We start from the raw sequence: 26939 nt of genomic DNA on the forward strand, positions 1-26939 counted from the left end.
GGTTACAAAACCGCCTTGGTCCATTGATTCGCCTGGCAACTCGGGCAGGGCTGGTTGCCGGTGGATTTCGGAGCCGTCAGGCCGCAATTGGTACAGGCCACGGTCGGTTCTTCCGTTGGCCGGTGAAGGGTGTGGATTTCATCGTCATCGGGTGGGAGCACCGATAGCCCGGGCCGGTCTTTTTGATCCGGAAAAACGCTGAACATGCCGTAGGCTTCCAGGTACATCCGTTTAACTTTGCTCAGGTTATAAACCTTGCTGTCCCGCAGGGCCGAATACACCTGCTGGTGCGAAAGCCGGTTTTTAGCCATCGCGTCCAGTTGAATAATACCGTCTTTGATCAGCAGCGTTTCGGTTCCCTGAACAATATGTTCCACTTTCCGGCTCCTGAAACCCAGCAGGTTCGTGACCTGAAGAAACGTCAGGGCGCATAAAAGGGCCACCACACCGGACAGGACGCCCCGGTCGGGAAGCTGCATGGCCGGGGAGACAATGGCTCCCAGCGTGAGCATGACGGACATCTCCAGGTTGGTCAGCTGCCCGTTCATGCGTTTCCCCAAAAACCGCAAAACCACGATCAGCAGGCAATAAATCAGCAGGGTCCGAATGAGGACTTCCACCAGAAATTCGGACGGTGCATTCCCGATCAGAATTCGTTGCCAATCCCCAAACCCAATCGCTTCCTTCTTCATACTGGCTAAACTTTTTGATACGCATCAGGGATTTGTCTTTCCGGGAAAAAAGGGAAAGAATTGAGGCAATGTGCTGGTTTGGGCCCAGTGAATCGGGAAATGGCGAAAATTTAGACGGTGCAGGCCCGGTTGAGTTACCCCTTAATCGCTATGATTATGACGAACCTCCCGGTTTATGAAAAAACAGCTGCTACTCCTGGGCCTGAGCCTGTTCATCGCCTGCCAATCGCAACGGGTCGAAACCGACTCCGAAGAAACACCCCCTGCTCCGGTTCCAACCGATTTTATTGAAGAACTCTGGTATAAAAACAGCCTCATTTATAGCGTGGATGTTGAGGTGTTCAAAGACACCGATGGCAACGGGTTTGGCGATTTCAAGGGCCTGACCCAGCAACTCGATTACCTGAAAAACCTGGGCGTCGATGCCATCTGGCTGGCGCCGTTCCAGCCTACGCCCAACCGCGACGATGGCTACGACGTGGCGGATTTCTACGGCATTGATCGGAACCTGGGTACCGAAGCGGATTTTGACGAATTCATGCGGCAGGCGGGTCGGCGCAACATCCGGGTCATGATGGACCTGGTGACCAACCACACCTCCGACCAGCATCCCTGGTTTCAGCAGGCCATCCGCAATCCGGCTTCGCCTTATCGGTCCTGGTACGTCTGGTCGAAGGAATTACCCGCTAAACACGACCGGGGCATGGTTTTTCCCGGCGTCCAGAAAACCGTCTGGACGTTTAATCCGCAGGCGGGGGCCTATTATTACCACCGGTTTTATGATTTTCAGCCCGACCTGAACATGCAAAATCCGGCGGTTCAGCGCGAAATGCGGAAAATCGTGCGCTACTGGCTCAATAAAGGCATTGCCGGTTTTCGGCTCGATGCCGTTCCGTTTCTGATCGAGGTTGCCAATCCGGATTTCGATCCCGACAAGCCGAAGCATCAGTTCGATATGATTGCGCAACTGCACCAGTTTATTCAGTGGCACAAAAGCGACGCCATTGTGCTGGGGGAAGCCAATGTGGACCCGAAAGAGCAGGAACCGTATTTCGGCAAAGATGGGCAGGGAATGCAGACGATGTTTAATTTCTTTGCCAACCAGCACCTCTTTTACGCCCTGGCCACCGGGGAAGTCGAGGGGCTGGCGAAGGCACTGGAGGATACGAAAGACATTCCGCCGACGGCCCAGTGGGCTCAGTTTCTGCGCAATCATGACGAAATTGATCTGGGGCGGCTGAGTGAAACGGAACGCAACAAGGTGTATGAACGCTTCGGCCCCGACACCACGATGCAACTCTACGACCGGGGCATTCGCCGGCGGCTGGCCCCGATGCTGGGCGATCGGCACCTGATCGATCTGGCGTACAGCCTTTTGTTTTCACTGCCGGGAACGCCGGTGATCCGCTACGGCGAAGAAATCGGCATGGGCGATGACCTGCTTCTGAACGAGCGGGAATCGGTCCGGACACCGATGCAATGGACGAACGCACCCAACGGCGGTTTTTCAACGGCGGCCAAAACCGTGCGGCCCGTCATTCATCAGGGCGCCTTTGGGTACGACCGCGTGAATGTGGCCGCCCAGCTTGCCGACTCGGCTTCCCTGCTGAACCGGGTGCGGAGCCTAGCCCGGTTGCGGAAGAGTTGTCCCGAAATAGGCTGGGGCGAATGGCAACTGCTGACGACCGGCTCGCCGAATGTGCTGGCCATCCGGTATGACTGGCAGGGCCGATCGCTGCTGATGCTGCATAATTTCAGTCGGGATGCCCAGCAGTTTCGGCTGAATGCCGGCACCAAAGCGGGCCAAAAACTGGTCAGCCTGCTCGAGAAAGCCGAAACCCGGGTCGAGTCCGATGGGAAACATGCCATCCAGTTGGGCGGGTATGAATACAACTGGTATCAGCTGAGCCATTAAACCGGTTCGGAAAACCGCAGGACGGCAATCGGCAGGGTTTTAAAAACATCCCGGACCCGAATCTCTCCCTGAAATTCCTGGCCGGTTTTCAACAGTACATTCGTCCAGTTACCCTGTGTTTCCGCTGGTAAACAGATGCGGGTATCTTTCCAGTCCAGTGTGCTGAGGCTGTGCTGCTGCTTTTCGCAGAGGAGCGCCAGGTTTCGGGGTACAATGACAACCAGGACCGACCGCTGGTGCTGGCGGGCAAACGCCAGAATGTGGTCTTTGCTGGCGCCTTCGACGCGCAGGGGTTCGTAGCGGCCGTGGGCAAAAAGTTCAGGTTGTTGTTTCCGTTCGTTCAACAGGGTATGCGTTAACCAAAGCTTGATTCGGCCGTCGGCGCGTTGTTGCCAGAGCTCGCGCTGGAGTTCCGTCGGGCTGAGGGGTGTCTGAATAAGGTCGTCCAGCCACTGCTGGCGCTGGTCGTAATCGACGGGCCGGCGGTTGTCGGGATCGACCAGACTGAAGTCCCATAGTTCGCACCCCTGGTAGACATCCGGTACGCCGGGGCAGGTAGCTTTCAAGGTCAGCTGGGTCAGGGAATTGATGATTCCGAAATCCGCAATTTTTCGCAAAAAAGCCTGAAAGGATTTCCAGAACGGTTGTTTGGGGTCCAGTAGTCGGGTCACGAACGTGTGGGCCGCATTCTCGTAGTCGGCATTGGGGCTGTTCCACTGGGAATGCCGTTTGGCTTCCCGCAGGGCTTTTTCCAGGTACTGCTGCATCCGGTCGTTAAAACCGGCAGCGTCTGTTCCGGGCATCGGATACGCCCCCACCAGAGTCTGATAAATAAAATACTCGTCGTTGGCATCCGGGCCGTTGGCCGTCAGGCTGGCGTTGATTGACTGCCATTCCCGCACGGTTTTGAACCATAGTTCGGGTAAGTCGCTCAGCACGTTCAGCCGGGTGCGCACATCTTCCCCCCGTTTGGTGTCGTGGGTGGAAGTGGCATTGAGTGCCAGCGGGCTGTGCTCCTGGCGGTGCTGCATAGCCCGGTGAAAATCGTTCGCCGACATTCCAAAAGCCGCGGGTGAATCGCCCACTTCGTTATGTCCGATAAACCGGTTATACGTATACATAAGGGTATCTTCCACGCCTTTCGCCCGGAGCGGCCCCGTCAGTTGCATGCAGCGCCGGTAAAACCGGGCCACCCGGCGGTTATACGACTCGTCGTCCTGCTGCGTCTTTTCGAGCAATGTCTTTTCCAGCAAGCGAATGGCCGCTGACAGGGCCGGTTGTGTTTCCCGGACCTGCCGAAAAACCGCCCCGACGGCTTTGGCTTCGGAGGGGTTCAGGGGAAACTGGTTGCCATAAAACCGGTAGACCGGGCAATAGACCAGAAAGGTACCAATCGCTTCCCGCAGGCTTTCGGGCGACAGAGCCGTTCGTTCGTTCTCCTCCACCAGATTCAGTTCCAGGAAAAGCTGGTAGAGATTGGTCAACTCGCCCTGCATGTGTTGCTGAAGAATCAGCGCTTTTTTGTCGAGAATTTGCTGGGAAATCGGCGTTGTGTCGCTGACCAGTTGCTGGTAGAAGTCGGTAAAAACCGCTTTGCTGCCCGCGTAGGTGAGCAGGTTGTTGACCTGCGCCAGAAAATCGTAGCCACTGGTTCCCTGAATGGGCCAGGCTGGGGGGATTGTCTCGTGTTCTTCCAGAATTTTTTCAACAACCAGGTAGGTTGATTCTCCCACCAGCTGGCGTAACTGGTCAAGGTATTGACTGGGGTCGTACAAACCGTCGATATGGTCGATCCGCAGGCCGTCGAACACCTGCTCATCCACAAACTGTTTGATGCGCTCGTGAAAAGCCGTGAAAACCTGGTCATCCTGCATATTGAGTCCGATCAATTCGCTGACCGTAAAAAAACGCCGGAAATTGATGCGCTGGTCCGTTTTCTGGTGGTACTCCAGGCGGTAGACCTGCTCATCCGCCAGTTTTCGCAGTTCTTCCGGTTGGTGGTTGATCGCTTTCAGGCGGGTCCGGAGGTAGGCTTTCACCGTGTCGTCGTGCTGCAAGGCAGCCAGTTGCTGCCGAAATTCATCCATAGCCAGGGCATAGGCGTGCGGCTCCTCCAACTGCTGGATTGGTCGGATCTGGTCCAGCAGGTGTTGAATGGCGACCGGGGCCGTGTTACTTCCCAGAACCGTTCCGTAGGAGCGAAGGTGCAGGGGATAAACCGCCTGGCCGTAAGTCAGAACCAGCCGGTCCGCCCGGTAGGCAACGGTCAGTTCCCGGTTTTGGATGACTTCTTCCAGCGAAGCACCCAGGAATGGAACCATCAGTCGCCCGTGGAAAAGCGAACTGGTCCAGGCCGTATCAAAAAAAGAGGCAAAGCGCGAGAGCGGCCCCTTTTCCAGCACATCCATCAGCCAGGCATTTTCGGGGTGGAAGGCCATGTGGTTGGGGACGATATCCTGCAACCAGCCGATTCCTCTTTTTTGCAGGCGTTTCCGAAGCGCAAGCAGTTGTTTTTCGGTCCCGATTTCGGGATCAATGCGGTGCGGATGTACCCCGTCGTAGCCATGCTGACTACCGGGCACGGAGGCAAAAACCGGCGAAGCGTAGAGGGTACCGACGCCCAGCTGGTCCAGGTAAGGGATTATTTTTTCGAAAGCACGGAATGGAAATTCGGCATGAAACTGAATGCGGTAACTGGAAACGGGATTATTCATACAAGAAAACGGATTGGCCGGTTAACCCGTGCGGGCGAAATGACCCTCCGGTGTGGATTTTCGATGGTTTTGTTACTAGTTGCAAAGCGCAATCAAACCCGAAAAGTTTACCCGATTTGCGCTGAATGAGCGAATGGCCCCGATTGCGGGTCGTCCGGGGGGGCGCGCCGGAAGACCGTTGCCTCATCGAACGGGCGGGCACCCAACCTTTCCCGGCGCGCCGGGTTAGTAGGGATCAACCGTCATCGCTGACCCGGTTTTATTGATGAAGGAATCATTCACCGGACCGAAACCGGGCCAGCAGTATACCTTTCGTCCATCCACATGAAAAACCTTCACCCGACAACTCTCCTGGCGGGCCTGCTGGCCATAGCCGCGGTCAGTGCCTGCACCAAAGACCATCAGATTGATGCCCAAATTCCCGAAACCAACAAAGAACCGACGTCGGCCAGTATCCAGGGGAACGTTTTTGAACCGGCGCTCGTCGATGCCACCGACGAACGGATCGCCCAGCTGAAGGTGCCGGCCGGTTTTCGAATCGCCAAATTCGCCGATCAGCTCGGAAAACCGCGAATGCTGGCGGTCAGTGCCTCCGGGAACGTGTACGTAACCAGCCGGGAAGCGGGCACGGTGACGCTGCTGCGCGACACCAACGGCGACGGAAAAGCCGACCAGAAGGAGGTCGTCGCCACCATCAAAGCGGTTCACGGCATTACGATCCACGATGGCAAAATGTACCTGGTAGCGGTGAAGGAAGTATACCGCGCCGACCTGAACGGCGACGGTACGCTGGGCACCCCGCAATTGCTGATCAGCAACCTGCCCGACGGGGGCCAGCACCCCAACCGCACCATCGATTTTGGTCCGGATGGTATGATGTACCTGACCGTGGGCAGTACCTGCAATGCCTGCGCCGAGCCCAATGCCGAAAATGCGACCATTTTGCGCGCCAACGCCGACGGCAGCGGTCGGACGATCTACGCGAGCGGGCTTCGCAACACGATCGGTTTTGACTGGCATCCCCAAACCGGCGAACTCTGGGGCCTGGACCACGGCATCGACTGGCTCGGTGATGAACAGCAGAAGGAAGAACTCAACCAGCTCAAACCGGGCGCGTTTTACGGCTGGCCGTACATTTACGGGGATGGGAATTACAACCCGCATCCCCGGCCGATGGGCGATACCACCTACGCCCAGATTCTGGCCAAAACCACCCTGCCCGCTTTTTCGTACGAAGCCCACGCGGCCCCCATGGGGCTGGTGTTTTATACCAACACGGGCACATCCGGCAGTTTTCCGGGCGAATACCGGAACGACGCTTTTGCCACCATGCGCGGGTCGTGGAACCGGACGCAGCCATCGGGCTATAAAGTGGTTCGGATTCATTTCGACGGGGGCAAGCCCACCCGCATGGATGATTTTGTGACCGGTTTTCTGGTAAACAATAACCGGGCGCAGTTCGGGCGGCCGGTCGGCATAGCAACGCTTCCGGACGGCTCGCTTTTATTTACGGATGATAACAACGGGGTGATCTATCGGGTCAGTTACCAGCCCTGATCCGGGCCGTTCCGGCCCCTGCGTCATTGGCGGGGCCAATGTTCCAGCTAATCCGCGTAAACAGGCTTTTTTAAGGACGGGATGACCCGTTAAAAACCGGCTTCGCAGGCCGGTTTTTTTATGGTATTCTACGGATAAAACACGAAGTTTTTTACACCGGCTTCTGTTTTTTACGTACACTTTTTACGTATACTTATCGTTCCGAATCTTAACCGAAAAAACTACTTAAGGAATCCTTACGGACTGATGCCCAATCATTTCCTTCCGCTAACGTCTCGCCGACTGAGTAGCCGTGTCAGAAATGGCCTGTTGCTGTTTTTACTTGGCCTGAGTCTCTCCCTGCAGGCACAAAAAATAGATTCCCTGCAAAAACAACTCACGAAGGTGCTCCCCGATTCGCAACGGGTAGCTACGCTGTATGAACTGGGGTTTGCCTACTGGCTCAGTGGCGAAGATTCCCTGGCCACCCACCATTGTACCCAGGCGGTCCGGCTGGCCCACAAGCGGGGGTTATTCAAAGAGGAGGGAAAGGCCCGGTTGCACCTGGCCCGGATTGAAGCGGATCGAATGGTCGATTTTCAGGCCGGCTTTGCGCAGATTGATACGACACTGCGGATTGCAGCCCAGCTGAAAGACCGGCACATGGAAGGGATTGCCTACATTCGAAAAGCCCAGCTTCTGGAAACCAACCTTACCCGGCAAAAGGAAATCGGGCCGTTGGTTGAAAAAGCGCTGGCGATTTTCGTCGCCCTGGGTGATAAGTCCTGGCAGGGTACGGTTTATAACGAACAGGCCCAGCGGTTTTCGCGCAGCGGTGAATATAGCAAGGCGATCGAATTTTTTCTGAAAGCCAGAAAGCTTCAGGAAGAAGTAAACGATATCGCAGCCCTTCGGTCCACGCTGCCCAATTTAGGGGTTGCCTATGAAGCGCTGAATCTGCACCAGGAAGCCCTGGCGGTTTTTGATGCCGCCGACCCCATCGCCAAAAAACGAAACGACAAGGTTCTGGAAGCTTTCCTGCTCAACCAGCGGGCGGAAATCTTTGAAAAACAAGGCAAGTATGACCAGGCCCTGAAAGCGCTGGAACAAGCAGTCGCAATCCACAAAGCGACCGGGGCGGCTTACTGGCTGCCTAAATCGTACGCCAGAATGGCGAGGGTATACATCAAGCGCAAGGAGTATGCGAATGCCCGGAAATTCAATCGATTAGGCGATAAATTGTTTCAGGATGTCGTTGATTCGGAAGAGTTTCTGGATCATATCATTCAGGTGAATGACGCAAAAATCTCGCTGGCGGAGAAACAATACAAACACGTCATTGCCGGGGCGACGAAAGGGCTGGAGTGGGCCGAAGAATCCGATCCGCCTTTGTTGGCCGAAGCGGCCGAATACCACTACATGCTGGCGGAATCCTACGAAGCCCTGGGGGCCACGGGCCGGGCATTGCTGCATTATAAAAAATACAAAGCCGCATCGGATTCGCTCCTGAACAGGGAATCGGTCCAAAAAGCGACGGCTTCCGCCATGAAGTATGAATTTGATCAGCAAAAACAACAACACCAATTGCGTTTGCAAGCCCTGGAAAACCAGAAACTCACGATGGGGCGCAACTGGCTGATGGCGGTGGCGGCCCTGGCCCTGCTACTAGCCGGGGTTATTCTCTGGTCAAACCGAACGCTGACCCGTAAAAACCGGGAGTTAACGACTAAAAACCGGGAAATTGAGGAAGCACTTTTCAAGGGGCAACATATTGAACGAAAGCGGGTTGCCACCGAATTGCATGATAACCTGAATACCAAACTGGCGGCCCTGCGCTGGCGTCTGGAAGCCTGGGATCTGTCAACGCATAGTGAAAAAGATCAGAAAATTCATGCCGGTTCCATTCAGATGCTGGAAGATGTCTACGCGGATGTTCGGCAGATTTCCCACAATCTGCTTCCTTCGGAGCTACAGACCCAGGGATTAGGGGCCGCCCTGCAGAAATTAATGACGCAGCTCAACTTCAATCCGTCGATGGAATTCCGGCTGGAAACCGATGGGTACGAAAAACGGGTCGATGCCAGAATCGAATTTGAACTGTATCATGTGACCCTTGAATTGGTGAACAATATTCTCAAGCATTCGCAGGCAAACCGGGTCTTGCTGACTCTAACCCAAACCCCGACAAGGGTGCAATTGGTGGTCGGTGATAATGGCGTCGGGATGCAGCTCGACGTGGCATCTGCCGGAATTGGCCTTCGAAATATTCATTCCAGGGTGGACTCGCTGGGTGGAAAATGCCGCTTTGAAAGTGCACCCGGATTGGGAACGACGGTTTCGATTGACGTGCCGATCGAAGCTCCGCTGTCCGGGGTAGCCTGAGCTTTTTCACAAGGCAACGTGCTCCCGGCAACTAGTTGGTTTTGTGAAATCCCGTTGTCCTTTGACCGTTCATACGCCATATGCACCGCCTTGGATCGTTTCGTTTCCTTTTATGGCTTGGTTGGTTAAGCTTGCCGGCGGTTAGGATCGTAGCGCAGCCAGCCTCCGGGACGGATGTCGATCGACTTCTTAACGTTTTGAAAGTCACCAGGTCGTCGCCCGAGCGGGTGCGCGTGTTGCTGGCGTTAAGTACGTTTTACCTCGGCAAAACCCTGAATCCAATTCATGATCTGGACAGCGCCCTTGTGCTGGCCCGGCAGGCCGAGCAACTCAGTCGGCAAGCCGGGTTTGCCAAAGGCGTAGACGATGCGGTCCTGCTCATGGGCAAAGTGTATACCCGGAAACAACAAACAGAAACCGGTCGGCGGCTGCTGAAAAGCCTGAGCGATACCAACCGGATTCAGCTTTTGCTGGAACTGGGCAAGAGCAAACTGCGGCCCACCTATACCCGGCCCGCCAACCGCGACAGTGCGATTTTATTCTTTCGACAGGCAGAAGCACTCAGCCAGCGGATTGGTCATCAAAAATGGCAGGAAGAAAGCCAGTGTTTAATTGGGATAGGCTATCTGCTTGATAATGAGTGGGAGCGCGGCAGGGATTCTTTTCAGCAGGTTCTTACGGCCCGGCAGAAAGCCGGCGATAAGGTCGGCGAAATCAGAACCTTATTGCGGATGGTAACCACTACCTATTGCAGTGATTGCCGCGAAAATATGAATGCGCTGGTTCGGGCGCTGGCCCTGGCGCGTCAAATCGGGGATAAACCGCTGGAGATGCTTATTCTGATGGAAATGGGGTACGAGCATTTTCAGTTGGATGGGGGCGATGTCCGGCGGGCCGAAAGCAAAGCCCTGGAAGTGCTGGCCATTCAAAATAAAGTGGGCTTTCTGGCCCTGAGCCAGGCTTGCCAGGAATTGGCGAAGGAAAGCGTTTATAATGCCGAGGGGGAATATGGCTACCTTTCCAATGCCAACTACTTCCTGTCCGATTTAAGCCAGGCGAAAGGCGATCTGAATCAGAAGCTATTTTATATTCTGCAAGTCGTCAAAGAGGTCGAAAGCCGGGGGAGACGTCAGGAGCTGGACTATGCTTATTTCAGACTCGGAAACGCCTACTATGAACTGGGGCAATTTGACAAAAGCATCGCCTATCACCGGAAATCACTGACGGTGAGCCGCCAGAAAGGCAGGCTGTTTATTCAAATGGGGCTTATTAGCCGACTGGTCATTACGCTCTTGAAACAGGGGAAAACTGGGGAAGCCCTTTATCTGCTGGGGGATTTAACGCAAAAAAATCTGCCCCTTACCTACGAAGATAAAATGCTGCTGGCCCAGAGTTTCGGATCGTGTTATCATGCCATCAGGCAATACAAACGGGCCGAACAGTATTACCTGGAAAGCGTTGCCTGGAGCCAGCATGTCGCCTTACAGTTCCAGTATACGGCCTGGCAGCGCATCAGCCAGTTTTACGTAGCCAATGGGCAATTCGCCAAGGCAGACCCGTATGTAAAGCGGCTGCTACAGGCGGCTTCCGAAAAAAAGATCATTCCCAGCCACCAGATCGAAATTCACCTGATGCGGTTTAAAGTGGACTCGGCCCAGGGCAACTACCTGACCGCCATCCACCATTATCAGCAATACAAAGCCCTGAATGATTCGATTTTTAACGAAAAGAAAAGCAAACAGATTGCCCAGTTGAGCATTCAATACGAAACCGGCAAAAAGGAAGATGAACTCAAACTCAGGGAAAAAGACATTGCCCTGCTTACCGAGCAAAGTAAGGCCCAGCAAAACCAGCGCAACGCCCTGATTGGCGGAACCGCCCTGCTGGTGGCCCTGCTGGGGCTGGGTTTCAACCGGTATCGGCTTAAGCAACGCAGTAACGCGCAACTTCAGCGCCAGCAGGACCAGATCAACCAGAAAAACGACCATCTTCAACAGGTTCTCCGGGAGAAAGACCAGCTAATCTGTGATAAAGAGGATTTGCTGCTGGAAAAAGATAAACTCCTGGAAGAAAAAGATACGCTGCTTCAGGAGCGGGAATGGATCTTAAAAGAAATTCACCACCGGGTGAAAAATAACTTACAGGTCGTGATGAGCCTGCTCAACGCCCAGGCCAGTTATTTAACGGACAATGTCGCCCTATCGGCCATTCAGGAGAGTCAGCACCGCGTACAGGCGATGGCGATGATTCACCAGAAGCTCTACCAGGCCGAACAGGTGGCCCGGATTGATATGCTCCCGTATATTCAGGAGGTGGTCACGTATTTAAACGATGCTTACAACCTGCCCCAGAATATCCATTTCCAGCTGGACGTCGAGCCGGTCGAGCTGGAGGTAACCCAGGCGGTTCCCCTGGGGTTAATTATCAACGAAGCCATTACCAATGCGCTCAAATATGCCTTTCCGCAGGGGCGAACGGGCCGGTTGATGCTGGCCCTGCGTCTGTTGCCTGACCGGGCGTGTGAACTCCGGATTTGTGACGACGGCGTGGGCTTGCCGGTGGGCTACGATCCCGGGCAAAGCCGGTCTCTTGGTATGACGTTGATGCACGGTTTTAGCCAGCAATTAGGCGGAGAACTGCACGTTGCCAGCCATGCCGGCCTGTCGATCCAGTTAGTTTTTCCCATCTTATAAAGGCAAAAAGAACCGACAGACTCCATGAGAATGGAGTTTTTTCTTGGAGACTCCATCGGATTGGAGGCAGGCCGCTGTCGGTTGCAATCAATTCGGGCGATTTAGGGCCTGGAAATCCGGCTTATCCCCACGGATGAGCCGGAGCGGTTTTGCCCGATCAGATTGGTTTTGCATTGATAAAGGGTTGTTTTCTAGGTAGTTATTTAAAGGGTAGAAGAGGGTTGCCTGATCCGGGTGTCCGGGGATTCGCGGGGCGGTCCTGAATCCGTTTCGGATGCCCAGCCGGGCGCTGCAACTGGAACATTAATTGAGAGAAGGCTGACGTACGGATGTTTGGTTTTTCTTCCAGCAGGTTCAACTTTCTTGGCCGCCCATCGCAAAACCCGGTGAGATTACTGGTAGTTTCTATTCCTGTGCTATGCAACACGTTGGATCGACCCGCTTCTTAATGTTGCTTCTAGGACTGACGTTGCCTACTTTCTACCTTGGGGCCCAGCGTACGCTTTCGACCCGGGCCGATCATCTCCTTACCTTGTCACGGTTTCAGAAGCCGGATACCAGCGCGGTGCTTCGATTGGTGGAGCTGGCCCATGCCTACGTCATCAAACGGGGCGAAGCGGCCGGTGATCTGGATACGGCTTTAGGGTTGAGTCAGCAGGCTTTTCGGTTAAGTCGCCTGCTGGGGTACCGGCGAGGAGAGGGGCTGAGTTATCTGACGGCTGCGCAGGCAAACCGGGAAAAGGGAAACAAACTAAAAGGCCGGCACCTGACCCGACTGGCGAGCGACCTCCTGCTGACGTACGGTTCTTTGCAGAATCAGGCCGACCTATACATCGAACAGGCCGCCTATTATACCGTTTCCAACGAAGACCTCAAAAAGCAGATTGCCCTCTACGAAACAATTGTCCCCCTGCTCCGGCAGGCCGGCAATAAAGTGAACCTGGCCGATGCCCTGAAATACCGGGGCGACCTCTACCAGTTGCAGAGCAACAATGTGCAGGCGCTGAAAGACCTCCACCAGGCGCTGGAACTATACCAGTCTGCTGGGCATACCAAATTGCATGAGATATACGACCTAATTGGGTTCGTTTCCAGTAAAATCGGGAATTATGAAGCGGGTGTTAAATACGGCCTGCTGGCGCTGAAAACCGTTGAAGCGTCCGGCGAAACCCACAAACTGGCCAAAATATACAGCCGGCTGGGGAATACGTACCATGAACTGAACAAGCCCCGGGAAGCCCTGTTCTATTTCAATAAATCGCTCCTCAGCGCCCGGACGCAATATGGCCAAAGTACCATCATTGTTCTGGCGACCACGATCAGCGCCATTCTGGAAAACGTTGGCGGAAAACCGCTTCAATCCCTGGGGCTGGAAGACGCCATGGCGCACCTGCGCGAGGTGGTACGGAGAAGGCCGGAAGACCGCAACGACATTGATTGCCGGATGGCCGTTGCCGCCTGTTACGTGAATTATTACAGCAAATTACACCACCTGTTTGCGAGGGCAAAACCGTATGCCGATCAATTGGAAGCCATGCTGGAATCCAATCTGGGAATCGATTATCATCTTTATATCCACGGCGTACTGATTCCGTACTATGTCACTGGCAAACAATACGAAAAGGCGCGGACACTCCTGGTTTTAAATGAAAAATTATGCCGACAAGCCCGGTATGCGAAGGAATTATCCATCAATCATTGGTGGTGGTTCAAGCTGGATTCAACGCAGGCCAGCCTCTCCTCCGCCATTTCTCACTACCAGCGGTACAATGCGCTGAATGATTCGCTGATCAATGCATCGACCAAGCAGCAAACCGCCCTGCTGGAAGTGCAGTTTAAAACCCAGGAAAAAGAAACCAACATTCAATTGTTGAGGCAGCAAAGTGAATTGCAGAAGAGTGAATTGCAAAAAGAACAGGCTACCCGTAACCTGGTGATTGCCGGGGCCAGTATGCTGTTCCTGCTGCTGGCCTGGAGTTACAATCGCTACCGGCTTAAACAGCGCAATAACCAGCAACTCCGCATCCAGCAGGAGCAGATCAATCTGAAAAATGATTATCTTCAACTGGTGCTATCCGAAAAAAACCATCTTTTGGCGGAGAAAGAATGGATGTTTAAAGAGATCCATCACCGGGTCAAGAATAATCTACAGGTTGTGATGAGCCTGCTCAATGCCCAGGCCCGGTTTTTGTCCGATAATGCCGCCCTGGCCGCCATTCAGGATAGCCAGCACCGGGTGCAGGCCATGGCATTGATCCACCAGAAACTCTACCAGGCGGATCAGGTGGCCCGGATCGACATGTCGGCTTATATTCAGGACGTGATTGCCTACCTGCACGATTCCTACAATCCCCAGCAAACCATTACTTTTGAGCTGGATGTTGACCGCATTGAACTGGATGTCAGCCAGGCCGTACCGCTGGGTTTAATCATCAATGAGGCCATCACCAATGCGCTCAAATATGCGTTCCCACAGGGCCGCGCGGGCCGGTTGTCGCTGGCGCTGCACCAGCGTGCCGACCGGGCCTATGAACTCCGGATCAGCGACGATGGCGTCGGCTTGCCGGCGGACTTTGATCCAAAGCAAAGCCGATCGCTGGGCATGACCCTGATGCATGGTTTCAGCCAGCAGTTAGGGGGAGAACTGAACCTGAGCAGTGGGGCCGGGTTGCAGATCAGTTTGGTTTTTAAAGAGGAACAATTGAGTCCGGTTTATTCCGGTGTCGACTATGCATATTAATGCGACAAATTTCCCGCAGGCCGCTCAGCAAACCATTTTGATTGTTGAAGACGAGTTTGCCGTGGCCAATGATTTGCGAATTATTCTGGAAAAGGCGGGCTACCGCGTGAGTGGCATTGCCTTTACCATTGAGAAAGCGTTGGAGATCAACCGGCAGCAGCGGCCCGATCTGGTGCTGCTGGATATTCATTTGAAAGGGAGCCAAACCGGCATTGACCTGGCGCGGCAACTCGGTAAGGACGATATTCCATTCGTTTATCTGTCGGCTAATACCAACACGAGCATTCTGGAGCAGGCTAAAACGACCAAACCGTACGGGTTTCTGGTTAAACCGTTCCGGGAAAAAGACGTGCTGGTGGCGCTGGAGATTGCTCATTACCGCCACGCCCACCGGATCGAATTACAGATTCGGCAGGAGCAGGCCCTGCAAATTAAGCTGACGGATGCCCTTTCGGCATATGATGAGTGGGAAACGCGTTTGCTGAACGTTGCCCGGCTTTTCCAGCCCCATATTCCGTTCGATTACGTTATTATGGGCCTGGGAAAAGAGCAGGACCCGCCTTCCGTCCGTTCCTACAGCTTCTTCCGGACGGGGCCGGAGGAATACCAGATCATTGGGGTGGATACGTTTATTCAAATGACTGGCCTGACTGCCGAAAAATTCCGGCAAATCCAATCGCACTACCAGTACGACCAGCTGCGGACTTACAACGGCGACCGCTTTGAGAGCCTTAGCCGCCAAACCCCCATCGTGCAGGTTATGGCCCGGACGTTCCGGCTGGCGTCTAACCTCGTCCTGCCGCTGCGAACGGCCCGCAACGGCGACTTTTACCTTTCCTTTTTTAGCCGCCAGCCTGAAACCTACCGGCCCGAACACCTGAACCTGCTTCAGCGGTTACAGCCGTCCCTTGTTTTAACCATGGATCGGTTGGTGGCTTTCGACAAAATCGAACAACTGAGCGAACAGCTGAGGCAGGAAAATACGTATCTGCAGGAGGAAGTGAAAACCGGGGCCAATTTCGAGGAAATCATCGGGACCAGCCCCGCCTTGCTGACGGTTTTCAAGAATATCGAGCAGGTAGCACCCACCGACTACACCGTTTTGATTCAGGGCGAAACCGGAACCGGGAAAGAGCTGATTGCCCGGGCTGTCCATAATCGATCACCCCGGAAAAACAAAGCGCTCATCAAACTCAACTGCGCAGCGCTGGCGGCTAATCTCATTGAGTCCGAGTTGTTTGGTCACGAGAAAGGGTCGTTTACGGGCGCTACTGACAAACGAATTGGTAAATTTGAACTGGCAAACGGCGGAACCATTTTTTTGGATGAAATTGGTGAACTACCGCTGGAACTGCAACCCAAGCTGTTACGGGTTTTACAGGAGAAAGAGATTGAACGCGTCGGGGGCAAAGGCCCCATCGCTATCGACGTGCGAATCATTGCCGCCACCAACCGCAACCTGGAACAGGAAGTAGCCGCCGGCCATTTTCGGCTGGACCTCTTTTACCGCCTGAATGTATTTCCCATCGCCCTGCCTCCGCTTCGGGAGCGCAAGGAAGACCTGGTTTCACTGTCCGGTTTCTTCCTGAAAAAAATTGCCAAGAAATTGGGTAAGAAGCTGACGGGGCTTTCGGCCGATTCGTTGCAGCAAATGCACCGGTACGATTGGCCGGGCAATATTCGGGAACTGGAGCATTTGCTGGAGCGGGCCGCCATTATGACTCGAACGCCTGAGGTGTCGTTGGTGGAGCCGCTGGTCGGCCATTCCCGCTTCAGTTCATCCGATAACCGGGCGTTACCGGAGGTTAAATCCTTCGATCAGGCCGAAAGAGATAATATTCTGGCGGCTCTCAAGCGGGCCAATTATCGCATCCGGGGAAAAGGGGGAGCGGCTGAACTGCTGAACATCAAACCAACGACGCTGGAAGCCAAAATGGTCCGGATGAACATCGATCGCAGGAGATAAACCGCGTTTAACCGACCCACCAATTCTTTCGATATCCCTATCGACAACTCCAGATTTTCGTAGCGATAAGCGGTCCAATTGGCCGTGGTTATGAATGGCGTGTATGGGTAAGTTGTTGTAAATGAGGGTCTTTGTTTTGCGTTGGGAATTGAAATTGCGGTGGCACAGGAATGGTGAATAGAATTAGCAACTTCACGATTCGTTCACTGGTTCTACCTCAGTTTTGACGATGAAAAATCCGATTTCTTTTCTGCTCCGGCGAATTGGCCCCTTCCGGTCTGATGCGTTTGATGGCCTGCACCAAACCTGATAAGGTCCTGGCAGTGGGCCCTGGCATGGGAGGGATGCGGAACCCCGCCTTTCCCGGCGTCCGTATCGCTGGGTGTCGGCCCGAAAACCGGGCCCGGCGAATGCACTTCCCGGATGGCAAACCCTGACCGATTTAACCCATGAAAAATGAAAAGACCATCATTTTGTTGACCGACGATGATGAGGACGATCGTTGGTTTCTTCGGCAAGCCATTGAACGGTCGATCGATGGGGTAGCGGTGCTTGAAGCACGAAACGGCGAAGAGGCCCTGGCGGTGCTGGCCGAGCGCTTTGTTCATCTGGTCGTTCTGGACATGAATATGCCCGGCTTAACCGGCCTGGAAACGCTGAGGTTGCTGCGGCTGGATACGAAGCTGGGCCATACACCAGCGGTCATGCTGTCAACCAGCGACCAACCGGCTCTTGTACGGGATGCGTACCGGAAAGGAATCAACTGTTATATCAAAAAACCGGTCCGGGTGGGCGAATACGAGCAAATTGCGAAAGCTCTTAAAACCTGCTTTCTCACGTTCTAAACTTGCCTTCAGCTACTATTCATCCGGTGCCTCTCCGATTGGGTGTGGAGGCCAAACCCAGCGGTGGTAGATTGAAAAGGGTCGAACCGATGAAAAGCAACGATTGCCAGTGGGCAGATCGGCGCTGCCGGTCTGCCCACTGGCTTTGGGACTTGTATCGCTCCCCGCCATGGCTCGGCAGCGGGAAAGCGGATCGCAAGGATCGGCTAAAACCGCCCCGGTTTTGGCTGGCGGGCTGTCAGAATTATTTCGCGACGAGCGCTTTTGTACTTACAGTCTGGCTCGCGTCGATAATAAACCCGGCTACTTTTTCCGGTTGCGATACCATCGGCACATGACTGGTATTCAGTTCAAGGGTCGTTGCCTTGATCGTTTTGGCCATTTTTCGTTGCAGGTCCGGAACGATCATCCGATCCTGCCGGGCAACGATGTACCAGGACGGTTTTGTTCTCCAGGCCGCATTGGAAATTTTTTCACTTGGGGCTTTGGCCGACCAGCTTCCCTGCGTGGCTAAAATAATCTTTCGTTCTGATTCGGGAAGATCCTGGGCGAAATCCGTATGAATCCCCTTTGGCGTTAAGGACACAAATCCGAAGGCATCCGGTCTGACTTCATCACTGCCGGGGGCTGGCGGAAACGCCTGGGCTACATCCGCCAGCGATTGACCATTATCCGGCGCGAAGGCTGCGACGTACAAGAGGCCGGCCACTTTAGGGTCATTGCCTGCTTCGGAAATGACCACGCCCCCCCAGGAGTGCCCCACCAGCAAGACGGGGCCGTCCATCAGGGCAATGGCTCGTTTGGCCGCGTCAACGTCGTCTTTTAACGAGCTTAATGGGTTTTGTACCGCAGTGACGTTCAATCCTTTCGCTTCCAGGAGAGGAATCACTTTGGCCCAGCTGGAGCCGTCGGCAAAAGCCCCGTGCACCAACACGATATTCTTAACCCCTTTGGATTGGCCCTGAACCTGATTGACCATGGCAAAGGCCAGTACTAAACCGGAAACGACGCCGGCCGCGATCGCATGAAATTGATACATGATTTTTTGCGTTTGAAGGTTATCCGAAAATGATTTAATGATAGAAGGGAGCTTACCGGAGGTATTTTTTCAATTCGGCCGCAGCGTGCACAATGAGCGAGCGAACCGTTGGCAGGGTTGCCAGGCCATTCAGAAGCCCGAAATCGTGGATCATGCCGTTGTAGCGAACCGTCGTGACGGTGACACCGGCTTCGTCCAGCTTCCGGCCGTAGGCTTCGCCTTCATCCCGCAGGATATCATTTTCCGCCACCTGAATCAGCGCGGGCGGCAGGCCCCTCAACTGCTCAATTGAGGCCCGCAGCGGAGAGGCATAAATGGTGGTCCGTTTCTGCGGATCGGGGATATACAGATCATACATCCACTTCATCAGGGAGGTGGTCAAAAACCGGTCTTTGCCAAACCGCCGGTAGGATTCGGTTTCGAAATCCGCATCGACAATGGGCCACATCATAATTTGCAGTTTGATGGCTGGCCCCCCTTTGTCTTTGGCCATCAGGGCGGTTACCGTTGTCATGTTGCCGCCAACGCTGTTGCCAACCATCGCCAGCCGGCTCCCGTCCACGTTGATTTCGGCGCCGTTTTCGGCGACCCATTTCGTGGCGGCATAGATTTCATTGATTGCCAGAGGGAACTGGGCGTCGGAAGTGCGGGTATAATCCACAAAAACCGCAGCAAACCCCGACGCTACCACCAGATCGCGAACCAGTCGCTGGTGGGTCGGAAAATCGCCCAACACCCAGCCTCCGCCGTGAATAAAGATAAAAACCGGTAGCGTTTCCGTAACACCCGCCGGACGAACGATGTACAGGCCGACCGTATAACCGTCACTGGTAATGGTCTTCGGCGTAACCTCAATCCCCGAGAGATCAACGTCAACGGATGCCTGCGCCTGGACGAGTCCCAACTGGGCTTCGCGGGGTGGCAGGGTCTCCAGCGGTGGCCCACCACTGGAATTGAGAATGGTTAAAAATGCTTTGGTGCCCCGATCGAGATGGGGATCATCGGCGTAGTTGGGAACGCTGACGGCATTGGGCTTGGTGACGACTTCCATGATTCATAAACCACTTTTAAGGTGAAAGAAAAACCGCCCCGGTTGCGGAGTACGAAGGGAGGTTTCAAAGGCTGTGCCATGCCAGAGCGGCCTCTCGAAAAGGGCTAAAAGCGCGTTTTTTGGGCCTTTTAACCTAAAACCGGATTGTTGAAAGGACTGTATAACTCCAAATTGAAGGACAAAATCCAAAAAACTGGATGGCGCGAATTTCGTATCCCTTCAAACCGGAGCCAGCCCGGAACCGGAAGCAATTGCGTTGACGAGCGGCTGGGCCGCATCAACCGCTCCGTTTTGATCCCTACGAATCCAATTCAATTTGGATATCTCCAAAAAACTGGAATTTTCTCTACGAACTGTAGCCCAATGGTAAAAAAAAGGCCTTCCTGGTGAGGAGATAATTGCCAGCGGGTAACGGGAAGCGCCGTCGTTTTCCTTGAAATAATCCAGTAAATTAGATGGACTTTGTGCGTGTGGACCCGCTATCCGGCCTTTTTAGAAAACCGGAAGTTTATCAAAAGGATAAGGTATGATTCTTGTCAATGTTTGAAAACCACGTCTATGCCCTGTTTTGCTATGCCGTCATCAACCACCCTTCCGTTCACCTCGGCCTCGACCTGTAAGATTTTGATTGTCGAGGATGAATACATCATTGCCAACGACCTCCAGATCATTCTGCAAACGGCCGGTTATCCGGTAATTGGTATTGCCAGGTCGGTGCCGATGGCCCATACGCTGATCGAGCAGCAACGTCCCGATGTGGTTTTACTCGATATCTACCTGAAAGGTCCTGCAACCGGCATCGATCTGGCCAAACAACTGAAAGAGCTTGGTATCCCCTTTATTTATATTTCGGCCAACGACAATCAGCGCGTGCTCGAAGCCGTCAAAACTACCCAGCCGAGCGGCTACATTGTTAAACCGTTTCGTGAGAAGGATGTATTAACGGCCCTGGAAATCAGTCGATACCGGCACTCGCATAGCGTTGAAATGAAGTTGCGGGAAGAGAAGGCGCTTCAGATTGCGCTCACGGAAGCCCTGTCGGAATCGGGTACCTGGGAGAAAAAGCTGATGGCCGCAGCCCAGTTGCTGCAAGGGCAGATTCCTTTCGATTTTCTGAGCATTCGGCACCAGCGTCAGGCCCGGACGCACCATTTCAATTTTTACCGGGTAGGGTTTGATGAATACCGGATTCTCAGTGTTCAGGATATTCAGCAGATGACCAGCAACCGGACGGATGTTCAGTCGTTCATTCCGACGGGGGCGGTTCCGACGGGGCCGGTGCGGTATAGCGGGGATGCGTTTGGGATGTGGTGCCGCCAGGATGCCTTTGTTCAGCTGCTGGTGAAGGGGTTTCGGCTGGAGTCTTCCCTGGTTGTCCCGCTGAGCATGCGGAATGGCGATCGGTTTCTGATCAGCTTTTTGAGTCGAACCCCCGCGGTTTATCAGCCATCCCATCAGGAGTTGCTGGAGCGGCTGGAACAGCCCCTTTTGTTAACCCTGGAGCGGGTGATGGCTTACGAAGAAATCGCCCGGCTTAGCGAGAAGTTAAAACAGGAAAATTCGTATTTACAGGAGGAAGTAAAAACGCTGGTGAACTTCGACGAGCTTGTGGGCAAAAGTGAAAACCTGGTCCAGGTTTTCAATCTCGTTACCCAGGTTGCCCCCACCAATACCACGGTTCTGATTATGGGAGAGAGCGGTACGGGAAAAGAACTGTTTGCCCGGGCCATCCATAACCGGTCTTCCCGGAAAGACAAAATACTGGTCAAAATCAATTGTGCCACCTTGCCCGCCAACCTGATCGAGTCCGAATTATTCGGCCACGAGAAAGGCTCTTTTACCGGGGCCCATGAACAGCGGATCGGCAAGTTTGAACTGGCCCAGGGAGGGACCATTTTCCTGGATGAAATCGGGGAGCTGCCCCTGGAGTTGCAGGCGAAACTGCTCCGGGTTTTGCAGGAGCGGGAAATCGAACGGGTAGGTGGGAAGGCGCCCATCAAAACCGATGTGCGCGTTATTGCGGCCACAAATCGGGATCTGGAAATGGAGGTGGTCGAAGGGCGGTTTCGAATGGACCTCTATTTTCGTCTGGCCGCCTTCCCCCTTGCGTTGCCCCCCCTGCGGGAACGCACCATCGATATCCCGCTTCTGGCCGATTTTTTTGCCCGGAAGCTGGCCCGCAAGCAGGGAAAACCCTTCCTGGGATTCAGCGAAACGGTTCTGCAGGAGTTAATGAATTACTCCTGGCCGGGGAATATTCGGGAACTTGAAAATGTCATTGAACAGGCCATCATCCTGAATAATGGCCAAAGTCCACTGGCGTTAGGCCGTCCTCTGGGGAAGAGTTTATTCGCGCTCACTCCCATCGGTGCCCACTCCCAGTCCAAACCGCCAGGGACAACGCCTGACCAACTGACGTTTTCCGTACCGAAGGATTTACACGAAATGAAACAGAGGCAGCAGGAGAATGAACGGGAATACATTCTGGCTATTCTGAATCAGACCAACGGCCGCATTCGGGGGGCCGGTGGAGCCGCCGAACTTTTAAACTTAAAACCGACCACCCTGGAATATCGGATGGAAAAGATGGGCATTCGCAAAGTCCTGACGGTTCAGCCCCCAACGCCCTAATCGCTTTAATGACAAGGATCCGGTTGGCAGAGAGGCCGATAAGGCCGCTTTACCATACCCCGTTATGGCCCCAGTCGATCCGTCCGCTCCGTTTGTCCACCGAACCTAAAACCGCCTTACGGCCCGGCTGTGCCTGATGCTGAAGAATGGGTAAAAGCCGGGCCAGGGTGATTTTGCCGTGGAAGAGTTGACCATTCACCAGCAGGGTTGGCGTGTGGACGACACCCAGATTGAGTCCGTCTCTATAATCAGCTTTGACCAGATTGTAGAGTTGATTATCCAGCAAGTCGTGGATAAACTGCCGGTGGTCCAGGCTCAGGTCGATCGCCAGAGCCGAAACGGCCGGAAAGGTGACTGAGGGTAAGGACGTTAAGCCCCGGGCCATGGGCCAGAATTTTCCCTGCCGTTTGGCCGCTTCGGCGGCCACCGCGGCCAGAAACGACTGATTATCCTGACTGTTCGGGAAATGACGATAGGTGTAGGCGAGATGGTCCCGGAAATGGTCCAGCAGCGTGTCGATCAGGGGTCTGATCCGCCGGCTTTTGGGCAGGTAAAATCCCCAAACTCGAGCAGTTCGATCCGGTTGGGCGCAGTTGTTGCAAAGGCAGATGTGTAGGTCATTGGAAAGGAGATTAGAAAGTGTACGATTAAGTCTGACTAAACGCACTCAACCGAAGTGCCAGAACAGAAAAGGGAGAAGTGGCAACGGCAAACCGGGCCTTTAAGCGTCAGGAAACCGGTTTGCTGATTTTTGTTGTGCAAAAGGTAACGGATTTAAAATTGAGTATCTCCAACTATTTAGGGCAAATGCCGGACAACTCCAGTTTGTTTGAACCGCATCGCATATGGGTTTGCAGCAGGCCGATGAAGCGGTTCATTTTCCTGATTGTCCTGTGTCTGTCAACCGGGTTTGTCGTTGCCCAGTCTCCGGCCGTACCGGTTCAAACCCTGCGAACCATCGTCAGCCGGAATGTGGCGGATACCAATCGGGTGAATGCCCTGCTCGATCTCAGCCGATACTATATTTTTAAACCGGGCGAACATGCCCACGATCTGGACACGGCGCTGCTGATGACCCGGCAAGCCCGTTTTCTGAGCCAGTCGCTTCAGTACTCGAAAGGCCTGGCCCTGGCCGATTTTAACACGTTCCTGGCCCTGTTTGAAAAAGGCGACAATCCGCAGGCTCATGCGTTTTCGAAACGGGCCATCGAACGGTTTACCCGACACGGTTACTGGCAGGAACTGGGGGTTTTGTATGAGAACATGACCCGGTTTTACACCATCGAGGGCGACGAATTGCAAAAAAAAATTGACTGCTACCAGAACGCGATGATGGCCTTCCGGAGGGCGGGAAATAAAGGAAAGCAGGCTGATATCTACAAAGAGCTGGCCGACCATCATCAAATACAGGAAAACTACACCCAGGCGCTGATTGAGTTGCAGCAATCTCTAACGTTGTCCCGGGAACTTGGGCGAACCGATCTGGAGCGGATCTACGATTTAATGGGCTTTGTGTCCTCAAAACTCGGGGATTATAAGGAAGGGCTGACCTATGGATTGCTGGCGGTCAAAATTGCGGAAGCGCGAAACGATACGTCCATTCAGCTTTGTACGACGTATAACCGGCTGGGTTTGACGTACTTCGCTTTGGGGCAATTTAAACAGGCCGATGCCTATTTTCAGAAATCGATTAAAGTCGCCCGTTATTTCAAGGAAAATGCCTACGTCCTGAATTTGGCGGGGAACATTGCCAAACTGTTGCTTCAGGAGCGCAAACCGCAAACTGCCCTGCGCTTTTTCAGACAACAGGTTCAGCGGTATCCGCCCGTAACGGCGGAGAGTAAACTTATTGTTGCGCATCGGTTTATGGATATTTACGCCGAGTTGAACGATTTCAGGCAGGCCCAGCAACAGTGTGATCATCTACTGGACATACTGGCTAAAAAAGGGAACGGGGGAATTGGCGCAGCACCCCTGTATGAGTCGACGATCCGGTTTCTGATCAAAAGTAAACAATATCCACTGGCGCACGACTACCTTCAACTCAACGAAGCCCAATGCCGGAAAAACGGCTCCATAACGGGTTTGGCTAAGAATAATTTGCTCTGGTTCAAGCTGGATTCTATTCAGGCCCGGTATCATTCGGCCATTCAGCACTACCAGCAGTACATGGTTTTGCAGGATTCGCTATTGAACGTCACAAAAAGCCGGCAGATTGCCCAGCTCGAAATTCAGTACGAAAGTGAGAAAAAAGATCAGGATCTGAAGCTCAAACAGCAGTCCATTCAATTGCTGACCAAGCAAAGCCAGCTTCAGCAGAACCAGTTGCACCAGGCCGCTATCATGCGGAACAGTATTATTGCCGGGGCGGTTTTGTTAGCCCTTCTGCTGGCGCTGGGCTACAACCGATACCAACTCAAGCAGCGGAATAACCAGCTGCTGGAAGCGAAACAAATCGAGATCAATCTGAAAAACCGTTCGCTGGAACAGATTGTGCAGGAAAAAGACCACTTGCTGATCGACAAGGAGCAATTGTTGCTCGACAAAGACCAACTGCTGGAAGAACGGGAATGGATGCTGAAGGAGATTCATCATCGGGTCAAAAACAACCTGCAGATCATTACCAGCCTGCTTCACTCCCAGGGTTCTTTTCTGAAAAATTCGGAGGCTTTGGCCGCAATCCGGGAAAGCCAGAACCGGGTGTATGTGATGGCGCTTATTCACCAGAAACTCTATCTGTCGGATCGGCTTTCGAGTATTGCGATGGACGAATACATCAGGGAGATTGTCGATTATCTGATTACGACGTTCAACAAAGGCGATCAGGTTCAAAAAAAGATTGTGGTCGCTCCGGTCAGTTTCGATGTGACGCTGGCGGTTCCCCTGGGGTTGATCCTCAACGAAGTGGTGACGAATTCGTTAAAATTTGCGTTTCCGGCGACCCGGCCCGGTACGATAACCATAGAACTTCGTCTGGAAGCCGATCAATCGTACCGGCTCATCATGGGGGATGATGGGATTGGATTTCCGGCAGATTTGAATCCGGGTCAAAGCCGAACCCTAGGCCTGAGTTTAATCAGGGGCCTGAGTGAACAGATAGAAGGGATGCTGGAAATCTGTCGCCAAAACGGGGTGCAGATCCGTTTAACGTTTGTGGAAGACAAGAAGGTGCACCCGCTGGTCTGAGGCTGGATCAGAAACCGGTGATTTATATACGTTTGACGGACTGATGTCATATTAAGCGGAACAATGGCTACTGTCATCTGAAAAGTCTGTCAACCGTTCTAGAGCTTGGCGGCTTCTTTTTTTCTATCGGGAAACGAAACGCGGATAACTCAGGCGGAGTTTTTTCGGAAGCGATGCAACTTTTTGGGCCCCAAAAGGTACCTCTAGTATAGAGAAGCATAAAAAGCTTCAATTAATAGAGATGGTAGTTTTACAGGCCCGGTGACGAACCGGGTTTTGTTTTAGGGTTTTTTCGGATTGCTTTCAGGCTGCCTGCAGCAATTCCCGGGCCTTATCCACCACTTCCGCTTCCAGTATAGCCAGCCGGCAGAGATTGACCGCAGCATCCCGTTCCCCCGCACTCTTGTATTTAACAGCCCCGACCAGAAGCCCGGTACCATAGAAAAGATTGAACCGGTAGCCTTCGATGTCCCAGACTATGAAATTATCCTTGTCAACGGCGGCTTGTTTAGCCTTTCGGATGCACATAAGACAGTCTGTCTTATTGCTGAAGGGCTCGCTATTGAGCAGAATGCGATGGTCATTATTCAGGAGCCGCACCAGGTAGCCCGAAATGGTTTTGGGATCTTGCTCTATTTGAAAATACATGGGTATAATGGCAATGGAAGTTTTGTGTTGCAACTATAATATAATATTGTGAAAGTGTCAAGTTTTATGATGTATTTATGTTATAAGGTGTGCGCTGATGAACAAACCTGAGGAGGAGGACCAAAGGCAGTTTATACAATAATTCCCGGTACTACTTACCCGGTTATTTTGCCTATTCTATCAGAGGTGAGTGTTTATGCTTATTGGTACTGATCAAGAATTTTTGAAAAATATTCCTTTATTACTCTATTTGGCATGATTAACGGAGAATGAAAGTTTTTCCGCATTCCTCTTTACGGATTATAGTAACTTATCAGTTTGATTGCATTTGTTACCAATATTGGCCTTATAAGTAACAATGGTGCTTTTATTGATACTCAAAAAAATAGTAAGTATAATTACTGTAATTTGTACATCGTAAAATAAATTAAACGTTATGATTAAGTCGATTCGCTCGTACCTCCATGCGAGACGTCTTGCCAAAGCTTTAGTGGAAACTCAGAAAAATCAGTACACTAACCAAATTGACGCCATTAGGGCCTGTAATCGTCTGTATCGGAATACTAATGAGGATTACTCGGTAGTCAAACACCAGCAACATCAGCTTTTTTGGGTCGTACGCACCAAGCTGGCGAAGGCCCTGGCAGAAGAAGGCCATATTATTTTGAAGGCCTACAAAAAATAGTCATTCCTGAGTAAACCGGGTTTCCAAAATACGAGCATAAACGGCTGCCAGCGCCACCGGCCGACTCCGTAAAATCCGTACGCGGCACCTGTATTTGACCGTATTGCCAATCCCGGAAACACTGAATGCCGGCAGGATCGGGTGGGATTTCGGGTTTCGATTTAAGGGCTTTTAACCGACCTAATCGTTGGTTGACGATCAGCGTCGGTGGGCGTC

General features: G+C 53.2%; 17 protein-coding genes. 11 read left to right on the forward strand and 6 right to left on the reverse strand.

The window, feature by feature from the left end:
• Positions 1-2 precede the first annotated feature (2 nt).
• The gene (locus tag ACFPMF_RS00085) at positions 3-692 is read right to left on the reverse strand and encodes a DUF421 domain-containing protein (RefSeq protein WP_379840371.1); all 690 of its coding nucleotides are present in this window, start codon (positions 690-692) and stop codon (positions 3-5) included.
• Positions 693-867: 175 nt separating this feature from the next.
• Between ACFPMF_RS00085 and ACFPMF_RS00090 the strand changes: the two genes are divergently transcribed.
• Complete coding sequence (locus ACFPMF_RS00090; RefSeq protein ID WP_379840372.1) at positions 868-2607, forward strand: alpha-amylase family protein; 1740 nt, start codon at positions 868-870, stop codon at positions 2605-2607.
• On the opposite strand, the gene treY is transcribed toward ACFPMF_RS00090, so the two are convergent.
• The gene (gene treY, locus ACFPMF_RS00095) at positions 2604-5321 is read right to left on the reverse strand and encodes a malto-oligosyltrehalose synthase (protein WP_379840373.1); all 2718 of its coding nucleotides are present in this window, start codon (positions 5319-5321) and stop codon (positions 2604-2606) included. The genes ACFPMF_RS00090 and treY overlap by 4 nt on opposite strands.
• Before the next feature lie 125 nt (positions 5322-5446).
• On the opposite strand from treY, the gene ACFPMF_RS00100 reads away from it, so the two are divergent.
• From ACFPMF_RS00100 to ACFPMF_RS00130, 7 genes are all read left to right on the forward strand, one after another.
• Entirely contained in the window at positions 5447-5587 is a 141-nt protein-coding gene (locus tag ACFPMF_RS00100; RefSeq protein ID WP_379840374.1) for a hypothetical protein, read from the forward strand.
• Between the two features lie 58 nt (positions 5588-5645).
• Positions 5646-6878, forward strand: a complete 1233-nt coding sequence (locus tag ACFPMF_RS00105) for a PQQ-dependent sugar dehydrogenase (protein ID WP_379840375.1) — start codon at positions 5646-5648, stop codon at positions 6876-6878.
• 246 nt (positions 6879-7124) lie between these two features.
• Positions 7125-9239, forward strand: coding sequence for a tetratricopeptide repeat-containing sensor histidine kinase (locus tag ACFPMF_RS00110; RefSeq protein ID WP_379840377.1), 2115 nt, complete (start codon positions 7125-7127; stop codon positions 9237-9239).
• A 197-nt stretch (positions 9240-9436) separates the two neighbouring features.
• Entirely contained in the window at positions 9437-11932 is a 2496-nt protein-coding gene (locus tag ACFPMF_RS00115; protein ID WP_379840378.1) for a tetratricopeptide repeat-containing sensor histidine kinase, read from the forward strand.
• 448 nt (positions 11933-12380) lie between these two features.
• Entirely contained in the window at positions 12381-14672 is a 2292-nt protein-coding gene (locus ACFPMF_RS00120) for a histidine kinase dimerization/phosphoacceptor domain -containing protein (protein ID WP_379840379.1), read from the forward strand.
• Entirely contained in the window at positions 14662-16638 is a 1977-nt protein-coding gene (locus ACFPMF_RS00125; protein WP_379840380.1) for a sigma 54-interacting transcriptional regulator, read from the forward strand. The genes ACFPMF_RS00120 and ACFPMF_RS00125 overlap by 11 nt, the downstream gene beginning before the upstream one ends.
• A gap of 449 nt (positions 16639-17087) precedes the next feature.
• Positions 17088-17483, forward strand: coding sequence for a response regulator (locus tag ACFPMF_RS00130; protein ID WP_379840381.1), 396 nt, complete (start codon positions 17088-17090; stop codon positions 17481-17483).
• A 244-nt stretch (positions 17484-17727) separates the two neighbouring features.
• Here the strand turns inward: ACFPMF_RS00130 and ACFPMF_RS00135 are convergent, their stop codons facing one another.
• Both ACFPMF_RS00135 and ACFPMF_RS00140 read right to left on the reverse strand, forming a co-directional pair.
• A complete protein-coding gene (locus ACFPMF_RS00135) occupies positions 17728-18522 on the reverse strand; it encodes an alpha/beta fold hydrolase (RefSeq protein WP_379840382.1) in 795 nt (264 codons plus the stop codon).
• Positions 18523-18574: 52 nt separating this feature from the next.
• On the reverse strand, positions 18575-19573 hold the full coding sequence (locus tag ACFPMF_RS00140) for an alpha/beta hydrolase (protein ID WP_379840383.1): 999 nt from the start codon (positions 19571-19573) through the stop codon (positions 18575-18577).
• A 558-nt stretch (positions 19574-20131) separates the two neighbouring features.
• On the opposite strand from ACFPMF_RS00140, the gene ACFPMF_RS00145 reads away from it, so the two are divergent.
• Positions 20132-22204: a sigma 54-interacting transcriptional regulator gene (locus tag ACFPMF_RS00145; RefSeq protein WP_379840384.1), complete on the forward strand. Its 2073-nt coding sequence runs from the start codon at positions 20132-20134 to the stop codon at positions 22202-22204.
• Positions 22205-22253: 49 nt separating this feature from the next.
• Here the strand turns inward: ACFPMF_RS00145 and ACFPMF_RS00150 are convergent, their stop codons facing one another.
• Positions 22254-22871, reverse strand: a complete 618-nt coding sequence (locus ACFPMF_RS00150; RefSeq protein WP_379840385.1) for a DsbA family protein — start codon at positions 22869-22871, stop codon at positions 22254-22256.
• Between the two features lie 197 nt (positions 22872-23068).
• Between ACFPMF_RS00150 and ACFPMF_RS00155 the strand changes: the two genes are divergently transcribed.
• Positions 23069-25390 (forward strand): tetratricopeptide repeat-containing sensor histidine kinase, encoded by a 2322-nt coding sequence (locus tag ACFPMF_RS00155; protein ID WP_379840386.1) that lies wholly within the window; start codon positions 23069-23071, stop codon positions 25388-25390.
• Between the two features lie 303 nt (positions 25391-25693).
• Here the strand turns inward: ACFPMF_RS00155 and ACFPMF_RS00160 are convergent, their stop codons facing one another.
• Positions 25694-26038 (reverse strand): hypothetical protein, encoded by a 345-nt coding sequence (locus ACFPMF_RS00160; protein ID WP_379840387.1) that lies wholly within the window; start codon positions 26036-26038, stop codon positions 25694-25696.
• Positions 26039-26474: 436 nt separating this feature from the next.
• Between ACFPMF_RS00160 and ACFPMF_RS00165 the strand changes: the two genes are divergently transcribed.
• Positions 26475-26723 (forward strand): hypothetical protein, encoded by a 249-nt coding sequence (locus ACFPMF_RS00165; RefSeq protein WP_379840388.1) that lies wholly within the window; start codon positions 26475-26477, stop codon positions 26721-26723.
• Positions 26724-26939: the final 216 nt, after the last annotated feature.

The sequence above is a fragment of the Larkinella bovis genome (genome assembly GCF_042655385.1).
Taxonomy (GTDB): Bacteria; Bacteroidota; Bacteroidia; order Cytophagales; family Spirosomataceae; genus Larkinella; species Larkinella bovis.